The 13,997-nt window shown below is 50.4% G+C and carries 17 protein-coding genes; 1 reads left to right on the top strand and 16 read right to left on the bottom strand.

The window, feature by feature from the left end:
* Positions 1 to 107: 107 nt before the first annotated feature.
* The 16 genes from accC to AC0VZ8_RS10760 all read right to left on the bottom strand — a co-directional run bounded on the left by accC (position 108) and on the right by AC0VZ8_RS10760 (position 12,837).
* A complete protein-coding gene (gene accC, locus AC0VZ8_RS10835; RefSeq protein ID WP_475486820.1) occupies positions 108 to 1,451 on the bottom strand; it encodes an acetyl-CoA carboxylase biotin carboxylase subunit in 1,344 nt (447 codons plus the stop codon).
* 54 nt (positions 1,452 to 1,505) lie between these two features.
* Positions 1,506 to 2,009, bottom strand: coding sequence for an acetyl-CoA carboxylase biotin carboxyl carrier protein (accB, locus tag AC0VZ8_RS10830; RefSeq protein WP_071223851.1), 504 nt, complete (start codon positions 2,007 to 2,009; stop codon positions 1,506 to 1,508).
* A 168-nt stretch (positions 2,010 to 2,177) separates the two neighbouring features.
* Positions 2,178 to 3,041, bottom strand: a complete 864-nt coding sequence (locus tag AC0VZ8_RS10825) for a SpoIIIAH-like family protein (RefSeq protein ID WP_475486819.1) — start codon at positions 3,039 to 3,041, stop codon at positions 2,178 to 2,180.
* A 65-nt stretch (positions 3,042 to 3,106) separates the two neighbouring features.
* Positions 3,107 to 3,751 (bottom strand): stage III sporulation protein AG, encoded by a 645-nt coding sequence (gene spoIIIAG / locus AC0VZ8_RS10820; RefSeq protein ID WP_201259460.1) that lies wholly within the window; start codon positions 3,749 to 3,751, stop codon positions 3,107 to 3,109.
* A 14-nt stretch (positions 3,752 to 3,765) separates the two neighbouring features.
* Entirely contained in the window at positions 3,766 to 4,488 is a 723-nt protein-coding gene (spoIIIAF, locus tag AC0VZ8_RS10815; protein ID WP_071223848.1) for a stage III sporulation protein AF, read from the bottom strand.
* A 42-nt stretch (positions 4,489 to 4,530) separates the two neighbouring features.
* Complete coding sequence (spoIIIAE, locus tag AC0VZ8_RS10810; protein ID WP_071223847.1) at positions 4,531 to 5,739, bottom strand: stage III sporulation protein AE; 1,209 nt, start codon at positions 5,737 to 5,739, stop codon at positions 4,531 to 4,533.
* A gap of 15 nt (positions 5,740 to 5,754) precedes the next feature.
* Positions 5,755 to 6,144: a stage III sporulation protein AD gene (gene spoIIIAD / locus AC0VZ8_RS10805; protein WP_071223846.1), complete on the bottom strand. Its 390-nt coding sequence runs from the start codon at positions 6,142 to 6,144 to the stop codon at positions 5,755 to 5,757.
* A 10-nt stretch (positions 6,145 to 6,154) separates the two neighbouring features.
* Positions 6,155 to 6,358, bottom strand: coding sequence for a stage III sporulation protein AC (gene spoIIIAC / locus AC0VZ8_RS10800; protein WP_007129715.1), 204 nt, complete (start codon positions 6,356 to 6,358; stop codon positions 6,155 to 6,157).
* 16 nt (positions 6,359 to 6,374) lie between these two features.
* Entirely contained in the window at positions 6,375 to 6,893 is a 519-nt protein-coding gene (spoIIIAB, locus tag AC0VZ8_RS10795) for a stage III sporulation protein SpoIIIAB (protein ID WP_475486818.1), read from the bottom strand.
* Positions 6,886 to 7,884, bottom strand: coding sequence for a stage III sporulation protein AA (gene spoIIIAA / locus AC0VZ8_RS10790; RefSeq protein ID WP_071223844.1), 999 nt, complete (start codon positions 7,882 to 7,884; stop codon positions 6,886 to 6,888). Before spoIIIAA ends, spoIIIAB begins: the two co-directional genes overlap by 8 nt.
* Before the next feature lie 98 nt (positions 7,885 to 7,982).
* Positions 7,983 to 8,249 carry a YqhV family protein gene (locus AC0VZ8_RS10785; protein WP_071223843.1) on the bottom strand — a complete coding sequence of 89 codons (267 nt, stop codon included), beginning with the start codon at positions 8,247 to 8,249 and terminating at the stop codon, positions 7,983 to 7,985.
* Positions 8,250 to 8,452: 203 nt separating this feature from the next.
* Positions 8,453 to 9,706: an aspartate kinase gene (locus AC0VZ8_RS10780; protein WP_475486817.1), complete on the bottom strand. Its 1,254-nt coding sequence runs from the start codon at positions 9,704 to 9,706 to the stop codon at positions 8,453 to 8,455.
* A gap of 241 nt (positions 9,707 to 9,947) precedes the next feature.
* The gene (gene efp / locus AC0VZ8_RS10775; protein WP_009591242.1) at positions 9,948 to 10,505 is read right to left on the bottom strand and encodes an elongation factor P; all 558 of its coding nucleotides are present in this window, start codon (positions 10,503 to 10,505) and stop codon (positions 9,948 to 9,950) included.
* Positions 10,506 to 10,596: 91 nt separating this feature from the next.
* Positions 10,597 to 11,667: a M24 family metallopeptidase gene (locus AC0VZ8_RS10770; RefSeq protein ID WP_071223841.1), complete on the bottom strand. Its 1,071-nt coding sequence runs from the start codon at positions 11,665 to 11,667 to the stop codon at positions 10,597 to 10,599.
* 148 nt (positions 11,668 to 11,815) lie between these two features.
* Complete coding sequence (gene aroQ, locus AC0VZ8_RS10765) at positions 11,816 to 12,262, bottom strand: type II 3-dehydroquinate dehydratase (protein ID WP_071223839.1); 447 nt, start codon at positions 12,260 to 12,262, stop codon at positions 11,816 to 11,818.
* A gap of 77 nt (positions 12,263 to 12,339) precedes the next feature.
* Positions 12,340 to 12,837 (bottom strand): YqhR family membrane protein, encoded by a 498-nt coding sequence (locus tag AC0VZ8_RS10760; RefSeq protein ID WP_260064024.1) that lies wholly within the window; start codon positions 12,835 to 12,837, stop codon positions 12,340 to 12,342.
* A 165-nt stretch (positions 12,838 to 13,002) separates the two neighbouring features.
* Here AC0VZ8_RS10760 and AC0VZ8_RS10755 point away from each other — a divergent pair, with 165 nt between their 5' ends.
* Positions 13,003 to 13,995, top strand: coding sequence for a DUF1385 domain-containing protein (locus tag AC0VZ8_RS10755; protein ID WP_071223837.1), 993 nt, complete (start codon positions 13,003 to 13,005; stop codon positions 13,993 to 13,995).
* Positions 13,996 to 13,997 lie beyond the last annotated feature (2 nt).

Genomic DNA, 13,997 nt, shown 5'->3' with positions numbered 1-13,997 from the left:
ACCTTTCGGAATAAGTTAGCGGATGCACCCGAACTGCATAAGGCATGCGCTCTTATTACTCATACTATACCATTTGGCCAAGTTTATGACAAACTTGGCCAAAGGTTTCAAATCTCATTTTCTTCCAAAAATTTAATGTCAAAGTCACCCTTCAAGAAGGTAGGATGGTTCATCAGTTTCTGATGGAACGGGATGGTTGAATAGATCCCTTCAATCTCGAATTCGGCCAAAGCGCGCTTCATCTTCGCGATCGCTTCATCGCGGGTCGGCGCCCATACAATCAGCTTGGCAATCATCGAATCATAATAAGGCGAAATGGTATAACCGGGATATGCCGCACTGTCTACCCGCACGCCAGGACCTCCCGGAGGCAAATAGAACTGAATGGTTCCAGGGGCAGGCATAAAGCCCTTGTCCGGATTCTCGGCATTAATCCGACACTCAATGGACCAGCCATTAATAACGACTTCTTCTTGAGTGAAAGAGAGCGTGTTGCCCTCCGCAACGGAGATCATTTCCTTAATCAGATCAACCCCGGTCACCATCTCGGTCACTGGATGCTCTACTTGAATCCGCGTGTTCATCTCCATGAAGTAGAACTGACCGTCCTGACCGAGCAAAAATTCAAGCGTACCTGCACCGGAATAATTAACGGCCTTCGCGGCGCGAACGGCGGCTTCGCCCATCCGGCTGCGTACCTCTTCACTTAGCACCGGACAAGGAGCTTCCTCAACCAGCTTTTGTCTCCGTCGCTGCACAGAACAGTCACGCTCCCCGAGATGCACGGCGTTGCCATGTTTGTCGGCGATAATTTGAATCTCTACATGCTTCATGCCGGTCAGATATTTTTCCAGATATACGCCTGCATTGCCGAAGGCCTTCTGGGCTTCCTGCTGTGCGTTTGTAATCTGTTTAACCAGCGTTTCTTCATCCTCGGCGATCCGGATACCCTTACCTCCGCCACCTGCAGTAGCTTTGATAATGACGGGATATCCAATATCGCGGGCAAGCATAACGGCTTCATTCAGATCCTCGACCAGTCCGTCGGATCCCGGAATAACCGGAACACCGGCATCCTTCATCGTCTGCTTCGCAACAGCCTTGTCTCCCATACGGTTGATCGCGTCAGCGGAAGGACCGATAAAGGTAATGTTGCAGGATTCACAAATCTCCGCGAAATCCGCGTTTTCGGCCAAAAAGCCGTAACCGGGATGTATGGCGTCACACTCGGTCAGTGTGGCCACGCTCATAATATTGGTAAAATTCAAATAGCTGTCTTTCGATAACGTAGGGCCGATGCAGTAGGCCTCATCCGCCAAGCGAACATGCAGGGATTCCCGGTCCGGCTCCGAATATACGGCAACCGTTGCGATGCCAAGTTCCCGGCAAGCCCGGATGATACGAACGGCAATCTCTCCCCGGTTCGCGATAAGCACTTTTTGAAATCTCATGCAGTAACCTCCTTCGGACTCTTGCGACTCTCGTTCTTGGCGAGTCCCTCCATATTACTCCGGCTTCACCAGAAACAGAGGCTGCCCGAATTCTACAAGTTGACCATTCTGTGCGAGAACCTCAACGATTTCGCCTTTGATCTCTGCTTCCAGTTCATTCATCAGTTTCATGGCCTCAATGATGCAGACCGTCGATTTCTCAGTCACCTTGTCCCCGGGACTGACAAACGGCCCGGCCTCAGGCGATGGGGAACGATAGAAGGTCCCTACCATCGGTGATACGATTTTATGTAATGAGCTGTTACTATCCTCCACTGAATCCTGCTGTGGTGCCGCTGCAGGTGCTTGATTCGCCGTATTCGGCTGTACGATCTGTGGTGCCATCATTTGCTGTGCCGGTATATACGCTTGCGGCGCTGCCTGATAGTTGTTAACAACCTCGGCTGCATTGGGTTTCTTAATGGATAAGCGTGTACCTTCGCTCTCAATTTCCAGTTCATGCACGGAAGTCTGATCCACCAGCTTAATAAGTTCCTTGATTTCGTTTAATTTAAACATTATCGACGTTCACTCCTTCACTTTCTTGGAAGCCCTTGCTTAGGACAGTCAGTCAATAGCTTAGAGTATTATATCACAATCGAGCGAAATAGAAAGAGCCCAAGGCAATCCTTAGACTCTTTCGGTTTATCGTATATCCGTGATTTATGTTGAAATCTGCAGACAAGCTTATGGCGCAACATATTGAACGGTTACTTTATCCGGCGAAACCTTCAATTCCTTCATCACAAGACTCACGATGCCGGCTGCACCTTTAGCATCGAGTTTTTCACTCAGAACGACCACATTATACTTCTCGCTTTCTTCCTTCACAACGGCGTTGCCGTATTGCTGCTGCAGCGCTTCTTCGATGCTGAGAATCACTTCCTCTTTCGCTTCGGCTGCTTTCAGCTGCTCGGTTGCTTGAGCTGTTTGCTCCGGCTTGTTCTCATGATTGTCGATCTTTGTCATTAACTCATCGTATAATTTCATATTTTTTTGTGAGCGGTCCAATTTATAGGACTCCAACTGGGCTGCTGCGGATGTTGCATTGGCCGCCACTTGCTCCAGCACTTCTTCATCCGATTTGTTACCGTTGCTGGTGCTGCTTGTGTCTTTGGATTCCTCGGCTCCCTCTTTGCCTGTGCTGCTAGCGTCTTTGGAATTCTCGGCTCCCTCTTGGGATTCCTTCACTTCCGGCTCTTCCATTTTACCGTCTTCGCCGCTGGCTTTTCCTTGCTCACCTTGTGTTGCTTCTGCAGGATTTTCCGTTCCGGCCGCACCTGTATCGCTCGTACCAGTCCCTTGCTCATTGGCACCGGAATCACCGTCTGTGCCTTCTTCAAGCACTTCGTTCACAACCAGCTCGTCGCCAGTGCCTGCGGTTCCGTTTGCTTCTTGTCCGGCTCCCGGCTTCTGACCGTCCACTTGCGTGCTCTCGGCAACCGGCGGCGCTTTCGTGCCCGAATCGTCGGTGAATAAGTAGTAAGCTGACAGGATGACCATCAAACTAAGCATGGATACTAACCATATGGTTTGTCTTTTGTTATTCATTTGAACGTTTCCTCCTTTGAATGAAAACCTTGGCACGAATGATCGGATCATTCGATTGGCTGCGGTTATTCCTGTTTACGCGGGACAACGGATATACGATAAGACGGGACATTGAGGCCTCGCTGGATCGCATCCACGATCAAGCTCTTTACAACATCATTCTCGGCTCCCTTGGCTACGACGAGCACACCCCGGACTTGAGGCTTGATCTTCTTGGTGACGATTGGGGTTTCTTCCCCGGATGATTCATAGGTGACAATCTGGCCGTCACGCTGATAACTTGTTACATGGCGCTTACCTCCGTTAGCATCGGTTTCCTCCGTCAGCTCCTGGGTATCTTTCATATCACGCTGGACGACCAGCTCTTCTGTAGATTCCACAGTCACCATGACATCGACAGCCCCAACCCCAACAATCTGTTCCAGCATGGTTTTGGTGCGCATTTCAAAATCCTGCTCGATACTTTCGAACTCACCGCCGCCGCTGGTTGAAGTCCCGCTTTGGGGCGTTGAGACCGCCGCAGACTCCGGCGGCGGCTCGCGACCGATATTCTCATGATCCAGCTTCTTCACATTGACGAAGGAGTTGAACAGCATAATCGCGACGCCGATCAGGCCAAGAATGATCAACCATCTGAAGGTTTGCATTTTTCTTGCTCCGCCAGCTCCTCCACCAAGCCATTGCTCCAACCGCTTCAACCAATTTCCCATCATCCTCACCTCCGCTACAGCTTTTTATCCTGCTCCTGCCCTGGCATATATATCGTGATCAGATCCGGCTCTAAATCCCACCGGCGGCTAATGTAATCCCGAACCGGCTCTGCTCTTGCTTCTTCGGCCTTGCTCACTGCTTCTGCATTCTCTTTCACCGCTGCCTTTCCATCTCGTTCCGACTGCATGGATTCAACATTCACCTGCACGGAATCAACGGGTTCTATGCTGATGGGCTCCTTATCATCCCTTTTGTCTACCTCTGCATTCTCCGATTCACCTCCAACCAGCCTTACGTCAACGGAGCGTATCGCAGCGCCTGCATATCCCTTGTCCTGCCCAGCAACTGCAGCCAGCACCACCTTGACCTCCTGGACCGTCTCCCCGGTTTCTGCCGCGATCTCTTCTTTCATCACCCGGGCTAATTCGTTGCCTGCCCACTGAAGGCTCTGACTCTGCTGCGTTTCCTTCAGCTTCTCGGCCTGTGCCAGAATATGCTCCAGCTGAACCTCTTCCGGCAGCCCTTTCTCCTGCCGCTCCAGCTCCATCGCCAATTGATTCTCGGGGGGATCCGTTATCAATGCGATAATCGGGCTAAGCAGCGTAAGCAGAATCAACAGGCTCAAGACTAATCTGGCATATCGTTCAAGCGCCTTGCCGGGCAGTATCAAATCAACGAAGGCTGCAAAGAGAACCACCATGATGACGCTTTTCAACCAACCTCCAAGCCAGTCCATTCGCCATTCCTCCTAAGCATTGGCCGCCTTCTATGTTCTGCCTCACCTCATCATGACGGTAATGTTGCCTGCCGTGAGCAGAATCGTTATGGCCAGGAAGAACATCATACTGACTGCGGCCAAGGCTGTAAAAACATACAGCATCGTCTTCCCGATCGTCTGCAGGCAGGTGCCGATCGGGGTGTCTCCTAACGGCTGCATGACGGCCGCCGCGATGTTATATATCAAGGCAAGCGTCAAGATCTTGATCGCAGGAAATGCGCATAGGAACAAAATAATGATGACCCCTGCCAGCCCGATGGAATTCTTGACGAGTAATGAGGCCGAGATCACGGTATCCGTTGCATCTGCGAACATCTTGCCGACTACCGGGACGAAATTGCCGGTTACATATTTGGCTGCCCGGATCGTCACCCCGTCCGTCACCGAGCTGGTCAGTCCCTGGACGGAGATGACACCCAGGAACACGGTAAGCAGCACGCCCAGAACACCCATCGAAATTCCTCGCAGCAGGTTGCCAAGCTGGGTCAGCTTGTACTTTTCGGATAGCGAACTAACCAGGTGCAGCAGAGCCGAGAAGAACAGAAGCGGGAACACAACCGTGCTGATCAGCGTACCTACCGTATGTACCATGAAGATGACTAGCGGATGAGCCACCGAGACGGTCACCACATTCCCCATCGAAGCCATCAGTGCAAAGAGCAGGGGAAGCATCGCCATCATGAAATCGATCATTTGGGTAATGGCGTCCCGGGCATATCCTATCGCGATGCTGAAGCTGTTAACGGCAATGACCAGGACAACCATGTAACAGATCGTATAGGCAACCCGACTCACGGTGCTTTTCTCAAAGGCCGTCTGCAGATTCTCAAGGATCAGACTCATGATGCTCAGCATCACGATGGTTGCCAGCAGCTTCCCGTTATAGAGCACCTCATGCCACAAATATTTTCCGATGCCTGACATAACCCCTTTGAAGCTAAGACCGTCGCCGCCCGGCAGCAGCATATCCATCAGGGACGGCGTCTTTCCATCCGGGAAGAAACCGCCGTAATCCTTCATGAGCCGGTCCCAGTATTTCTCGACCTGGTCTGTCGGCAGCTGCTGCGTCTGCTGCTCAACCCACTCATCGGCCGGATTTGCCGCGTCAGCCGCACTTATCGTTCCGCAGAACAATCCGGTCATAAACAACATCAGGATCAGTAGACGAAACACGGCCAAGCCTTTTCGAAGTATTACTCCTGTAACCATGTCCCCCCACCTTTTTCAAGCCGGGAGGAGCTTCAGGACCGTCTCGATGATGATCCCGATAATCGGTACAGCGAGCACCAATATGAGCACTTTTCCCGCCAGTTCTATTTTGGATGCGATCGATTCCTGTCCGGCATCTCGTACGATCTGGGCCCCCATCTCCGCGATATAGGCAATTCCGATAATTTTCAGAACGGTCTTTAAATAGATGATCTGGACACCGGAGTTCTCTGCCAAATCTTCCAGCATGGATAAGACATTTCCGATCTTCCCGATCAGGAACAGGAAGATAAGGAGCGAGGTCGCCACTGCGAGAAGAAAGGCAAAGAGCGGCTTCTGTTCCTTGACAACCAAGATCAGCACGGTAGCGATGATGCCCAGTCCTACCACCTGGATAATTTCCATAAAGGTCCACCTACTGGAATAGAAAAATACTTTTGATTTCCTTGAGCAAATCGTCAAGGAGTCTGACGACCATAAACAGCACAACCACAAACCCGATAAGGGTCACCCAATGTGCCATATCCTCTTTCCCCATCTGTTTCAGGACCGTATGGATCATGGCAATGATGATCCCAATGCCGGCAATCTGGAAGATGGCGTTCACTTCAATGTTCATTTCCCCTGGCACCTCGCTAAAAGATCAAAATGACGATCAATGCTCCAATGAGCAGTCCCAGACTTTTGCTCATTTTTTCATATTTGACCTGGTCATCCCTTGCCGCTGCTTCTTCATGCTTGAGCTGTCCCACGGCCAGAGCGATATGTTTGATCTGGTCCTGCCTGTCACTGGTGCCAAGAACGCCGCTTAGCTGCTCCAACACCTCACGCTCGGCACTTTTCATCGATGTTCGTTTCCAGTATTCGCCCAGTGCCTTGCGGATGCTTTCCTGTGCGGATAACCCGTAGTCGGGACTCATGTAAAGCGCGGCTGAGGCAAATAATGATCTGAGCGGTTCACGAAGGGAATCGCCAATTCGCTCCAGCGCATCGGGTAATGGCGTCAAGCCGTAGCTGATCTCCGTTTCCAGCCGTTGAAGCGCGAGAATGAGTTCTCGCAGCTGCCTGGGTCTTGCCGCGAATTGCTGGGCCTGATAAAATCCGGCTAAAGTTCCAGCTCCCAGCACGAGCACAGCCCCGACCAGTTTAAGCATAGGCATCACCGCCCGGTGGACCGGCTGCAGCCGTCTGAAGCGTTCGCTGACCTCCGTCATACAGCTTGTATGATCTGTGGTCGCCCGTTCTGTTAAGAACGGCATACATCTCAAACATCCGGTTCTCCAGAAGACCGGCGAGTGCTGGTCGCCCACGCATATCTTGTATGGACGAGCCATGTGCCGTTGCTATGACGCTGATTCCCGCATGCAAGGCTTCAATGACGGCTTCCGCATCCTCCGGCCGACCGATCTCGTCCACAATCAGCACATCCGGGGACATCGAACGGATCATCATCATCATCCCTTCAGCTTTCGGACAGCCATCGAGCACATCCGTACGCGGACCTACGTCGAAACCAGGGACTCCGCGCAGACAACCGGCAATTTCAGAACGTTCGTCAATGATGCCTACCTTCATTCCCGGCCAATGCACGGCCGATTTCCCCCATTTTCCGTAACTGATCTGCCTCGCCAGATCCCGAAGCAGCGTGGTCTTGCCTTGCTGGGGCGGGGATAAGATCAGCGAGTGCATTACCCTTTTCCGTTTCCGGTCGAGTAAATGCGGGATGATGTCATCCGCCGCGCCCTGAACTTCCTTGGCAATCCGGACATTAAATCCGCTAATATCCCGAATGTGTTCAACCTTACCACCGCTGAGCACCGTCCGGCCGGTAAGCCCGACCCGATGACCCCCAGGTATCGTGATAAACCCTTTTCGCAATTCCTCTTCCATGGTGTAGAGGGAATGGTTACTGATTAGATCCAGCAACCTATGGGTATCTTCACGCGTTGGCTTATACGCTTCATCAGGCCGCAAAGTGAGCCCGCCGCGCCGGTCCAGAAAATGATGCTTGCCCGCCGAATTAATCTCCAGCGGACGTTCCTCCCGGATACGTACCTCCTCCACATGATCGAGAAGCTCTTTCGACAGGTTCAGCAGCATCCGTTTTACGGTCTCGGGAAACAGGTCTAACCAGTTCAATGTCATATCGATTTCCCCCAGGTTGTCCTTTTTGATCATCTTCTAATAAGAGAACTTCATATCCCATGTGTATGCTTGTACCTGAAAAATATGCAGCGAATCTATCATTTTTTTAAAACGCCGTATAAGAGACAGGAAACGCCGCACAAAATCCAGCCGATCTTCCCCCACGACAATTTATCCGCCATTCCCACGAGTCCGATCGTTGTTGTCAGAATCAAGATCAGCGGGCCCATAAAAGCCAGAGCGGAATTCACGGCCAGCGCTTTATCGACCTGGTTCAGGCGCAGCATGATGATGGCCGCCACAATCTCGAGACTGCCGGAGAAAAAACGAAGCGTGGCCATACTAGCGACAAACTTGTCCAACATGCTCTATATCCTCCTTCTTCCTTGTTCACAAGTGTGATGTTTAAAAATATGCGAGGCACTCTCGTTTTATCTCTATTTTTTCAATTTCATAGAAGCGAACTTTGAATCTTTCGGACAACGCAAAAAATCCCGGTCGATATGGACCGGGATTAACTCTATTTAATATCGATATGATTGCATAAATTATTCCATTAAAAAACAGGTTATCGACGCACCTGCGGTCCGCCAACGGAAGCCTGCTGATCTGTATCCAGTCCGTACGCGGTATGAAGCGCTTGTACGACACCTTCCAGATTGGTTCCTTCAATGACACAGGATACTTTGATCTCGGAGGTGCTGACCATCTTGATGCTGACCCCTTGCCGGGAGATGACATCAAACATTTGCGCCGCCACACCCGGATGGCTGACCATTCCGGCACCAACAATCGATACTTTCACCAGATGATCTTCCGAGGTAACGTCACGATACGGAATCTTGCCGCGGATTTGTTCGATAACCGACAACGCACGCTCCCGATCGGCCAAGGAAACGGTAAAGGAAAAGTCTGCTTCGCCGTTCTGGACACCGCTCTGTACGATAATATCAACATCAATCGCTTCTTTCGCAAGCTCACCGAACACTTGAGCCAAAACGCCCGGCGTATCGGAAACGCCCAGAATACTGATTCTTGCCACATTCTTGTCAAATGCAATTCCGCTGACAACCACACCTTGTTCCATGCTTGCTTCCTCCTTAACAACCGTACCCTCGTTATGATTAAAGCTGGATCTGACGACAAGCTTCACTTGATTATGCTTCGCATACTCAACCGCGCGCGGGTGAAGAACAGCTGCACCAAGATTGGCTAGCTCCAGCATCTCGTCATAGGAAATCTCCTTCAACTTCCGCGCACATTTGACAACCCGCGGATCTGTAGAATAAATCCCGTCCACATCCGTATATATTTCACATACATCCGCTTGAATGGCAGCCGCAAGAGCAACCGCCGTGGTATCTGATCCCCCGCGTCCAAGCGTTGTAATCTCTCTGTCTTTCGACATTCCCTGGAATCCCGCTACAATGACGACATTCCCTTCATCAAGCGCTTTAAACACGCGTTCAGGCATAATATCTGTGATACGGGCTTTGCCATGCACCGCTTCCGTACGGAACCCCGCCTGCCAGCCGGTAAGAGACTTTGCCTTGCGTCCGAGACCGTGAATCGCCATGGATAGCAGCGATATGGATATCTGCTCTCCCGTGGTCATCAGCATATCCATTTCCCGTGCCGGTGGATTCTCGTTCAACAGCTTTGCCTGGTCAATCAAATCGTCTGTTGTATCCCCCATAGCAGACACCACGACTACACATTGGTGACCTTCATCTTGTTTCTCTACAATTCTTCTGGCAACACGCTTCATACGTTCTGTATCCCCTACAGAGCTGCCTCCGAATTTCATGACGTACAGTGACAATGCTTCTTTCACTCCCCACTAATATCAGTATGTAACAGCATTCAGATGGTTTCTCACTTTAAAACAGTATAATACGAAAGTGAGTCATCCCGTCAAGGCTTTTCAAGGCAAAAAGGACTCAGGTTTATCGCACCGGCTTTCGCCATCGCAAAAAGACTCCCGTACATACGTACAGGAGTCCTTGTTATTTAGAAGATATTGGCACCCGTCAATCGTTGAAGGGTCCCGTCTTAAAGCCTACTTATGCACGGGAGATGTATTTACCTTCGCGTGTATCGATCAGAAGCACATCGTCTTCGTTAATGAACAGCGGTACTTGTACATTCAGGCCGGTTTCCACTTTCGCATTCTTCGTTGCGCCCGTTGCCGTGTTGCCTTTGATTCCAGGCTCGGTTTCAACGACCTTCAGCTCCACGCTGTTAGGCAGGTTGATCCCGAGGATCTCGCCTTGGTAGCTGATGATGTTAACGTTCATGTTCTCTCTCAGGAAGTTAAGCTCCCACTCCAGCTGCTCACTGGTCAAGCTGAATTGATCGTAAGTTTCGTTGTCCATGAAGACATGCTCTTGACCGCTGGCATAGAGATACTGAACACCACGGTTGTCGATGATGGCGCGGCCAATCGTTTCGCCTGCACGGAACGTCTTCTCAACGGTGTTGCCGTTGCGAAGGTTTTTCAATTTGGAACGAACGAAAGCTGCGCCTTTACCAGGTTTAACGTGCTGAAAATCCAAAACGGTGAATATATCGCCATCTACTTCTACGGTCAAACCTGTCTTAAAATCGTTTACTGAAATCACTAAGATTCCCTCCTAAGGATGCGGTCTAATTAATATATTACACAATTTTCCTAAAGTGCAAGTTCAAAAAGCTAGCTTTTTGAACAGTCTCCTAAAGCACAGTGTAGTCTTTGGACGAGCTTGTTAGTATATGAATACCCGATTCCGTAATCACGATATCATCTTCAATACGGACACCGCCAAGCCCAGGCAAGTATATGCCCGGCTCCACCGTTACCACCATGCCCGGCTGCAGCACATCATCACTCAGCTTGGACAGTCTTGGAGATTCGTGAACCTCCATACCCAATCCATGTCCGGTGCTGTGACCAAAGTATTCCCCGTATCCATAACGGGTAATAATATCACGGGTTAAGGCGTCCGCCTCGCGTCCTGTCATGCCAGGTTTAATATGATCCAGTGCATGAAGCTGCGCTTCCAGCACGATATCATAGATCTCCTTCAGCTTAGGATCAGGACTTCCGAGCGCAACGGTTCTGGTGAGATCGGAGCAGTATCCGTCAAGCAGCGCACCGAAATCAAACGTAACGAATTCGTTCCCTTGAATCACTCGCTCGCTGGCAACGCCGTGCGGAAGAGCCGAACGCTCGCCGGAAGCGACAATGGTATCAAAGGAAGACGCGGTTGCGCCATGCTTGCGCATGAACATTTCCATCTCCAGATCGATTTCACGCTCCGTTTTGCCGGCAGCCAGAATCGTCAGCACATGGCTGAACGTCTGATCAGCCAAATCGGCAGCCCGCTGCATAATGCTCAATTCTTCCGCATCCTTGAATATGCGCAGATCCTCTACAAGACCTGAAACCGGCACCAGGCTAATTGGCGCGAGCTGTTCCGAATAGGTCGAAAATACGCCGTATGTAACATGGTCCTGTTCAAATCCAAGCGATGTTATTCCCTCGGAAGATAGCAATTCCTTGACCGTCTCCATAACCTTCGGTCCATGCTCAACCACTTGAAAGCCGACGGCTTGCTGTGGAGCTTGAGTCATATAGCGGAAATCAGTCAACAGATAGGCATGATCCCGGGTAATCAGCACGTAGCCGGCAGACCCGGTAAAGCCTGTCAAATATCTGCGGTTGATCGGGCTTGCCACCAGCATGGCCGTTAAGCCTTTAGTCTGAAGTTTCTCTCGCAGTTTAACCACTCGTTTGTTACTCATTCTAACCTCTCCTCTCACCCATGTCCAAGCCGGCTCAAGAAAAACATCTTCGACGTATTTCTAAGCAGCCAGTTACGGTTAGCTGTAATTCATCTGATAACAAAAAGCAACCTCTCCGTTAAAGCTTTCTAATATCTGATCGGATTAGCTATCCTTCTTGGTCGTTCAGGACTTGCAAAAGGGCCGACAAGCCCAGTGTGTAACTCGCTGCGCCAAAACCCGCGATTTGTCCGACAGCAACAGGTGCGATGACGGAGGTATGACGAAATTCCTCCCTGGCATGAATGTTCGATAGGTGAACTTCCACTGTCGGAACACGGGCAGAACTGATGGCATCACGTACAGCATAGCTGTAGTGAGTCAGTGCTCCCGGGTTAAGAAGTATGCCGTCCGCCTGTCCAATAGCTTCATGAATACGGTCGATGATAGCACCCTCATGATTGGACTGATAGAAGGTAATACCGATACCGGCGAGATCCGCCTGTTTACGCAAATTATCTTCGATCGCCTGCAGGCTGAGTGAACCATAAATGCCCGGTTCACGGAAGCCGAGCAGGTTTAAGTTCGGTCCGTTTATCACCCATATGGATTTCATAGGGCTTCCCACCTTTTCGTCAAATAACCAAAAGCTATTTTACCATAGGCGGGATAGGGTTGAGAAGTTTTTCTTAGCTAGCCCGTCACCTTCTTCGGTTCGCGCAGTTTCTCATCGGTGAATTCCTGCGCAGTCGTATAACCGATAAATAGTCCCCATAATATAAAAATACAAACCTCTGAGATGTTTGTATCCCAAGGCAGCTTCTTCACCGGGTCCGTCAGCCGAAGCCATGGATTGAGCGCGACAAACAGCACCGCCCACCATACGATTCCGTATGCTATCCCGGGCCATGGGCCCCTCAGCTTCCTGAACAAGGTGACATAGATGAGGGAAGCGATGACGGAAAACGCGATAAAGGACAGCCAACCGGCAATTTGGCCAGCTGTCGTCGCGAGGAACTCATGCTTGAAGAACGGCTCCAGCAAAAAGCCTGGCAGCACCTTCGTGAATTTTAGCCAGTAAAATATCCAATGCACGGCCCCCCAGATCAGGCCCGCATAATAGCCCAGCTCCAGGGCAAACGTAAACGGATTGGTGACCTGGTTCTGCTTGCGAAATTGATGTTCATGCATCTATTGATTCTCCTCTTTTTCAGTTATCGAATGCCCGCTGTTACTTCATTTCATCTCTGAAGGTAGTATGCTCCGCTTCCCCTGCCCTAATCCAACTAGAAATTACTTTCAAAATTCGATACAATAGTTCATAGAACGAAAAACATGTCAGGGAGGGTGAACTGGTTGTCCGATAAGTCAACCCCGATCAGCTATGGAGGCCAAGCTGTAATCGAAGGCGTTATGTTCGGCGGCAAACATGTGAATGTGACGGCCGTGCGGCGTAAAAATAACGAAATCAAGTTTCTCGAGGTGCCTCGCGAAGACAAGGCTTGGGTTCGAAAGCTGCGGAAGATTCCGCTTCTTCGCGGCATCGTCAGTCTCATAGATTCTACAATTAAAGGTTCCAAACATTTGAATTACTCTGCGGATGCTTATGCTGACGATACCCTGGAGCCGGAAGAACGTGAGAAACAGAAGGAGAAAGAAGACTCAGGCTGGAGTCTAAGCATGATCATCGGTGTGGCCGCCGTCAGCGTGCTTTCCTTCATATTCGGTAAGCTTCTGTTTACACTCGTTCCTGTTTTTGTAGAGGATTTCTTTTTTGGCGATACATTTGATCACTATATTGTGCATAACCTGATTGAAGGCGTCATTAAATTAATACTGCTGCTCGTGTATTTATGGGCAATCTCCCAGACACCTGTCATTAAAAGACTGTTCCAGTATCACGGTGCCGAACACAAAGTCATCAGCGCATTTGAAGCCGGTGAAGAGCTGACGGTGAAGAATGTTCAGAAATATACGCGACTGCATTATCGCTGCGGCAGCAGCTTCATGATGCTGACCATTGTTCTCGGCGTTGTTGTCTACTCGGTGGTGCCATGGGATACCATGACGCAGCGGGTCATTCAAAGAATCGCGCTTCTTCCGATCGTGCTTGGCGTTTCCTTTGAGTTCCTGAAACTTACCAATGCCATGCGAGACATGCCGGTACTCCGTTTCCTCGGATATCCCGGCCTGTGGCTGCAGCTTTTAACGACGAAGGAACCTACTGATGATCAAGTTGAAGTATCCATCGCATCCTTTAACAGAATGCGTGAGTTAGATGCTCAATACGAGAATGTTACAGTTCACCAATCTGTGACAGGAAGTGTGCTGGATCCCGCGAAAGGGTGATA

It is taken from the genome of Paenibacillus sp. QJM3NY_38 (assembly GCF_056173265.1).
This window is presented reverse-complemented; position numbering and strand designations above follow the sequence as displayed.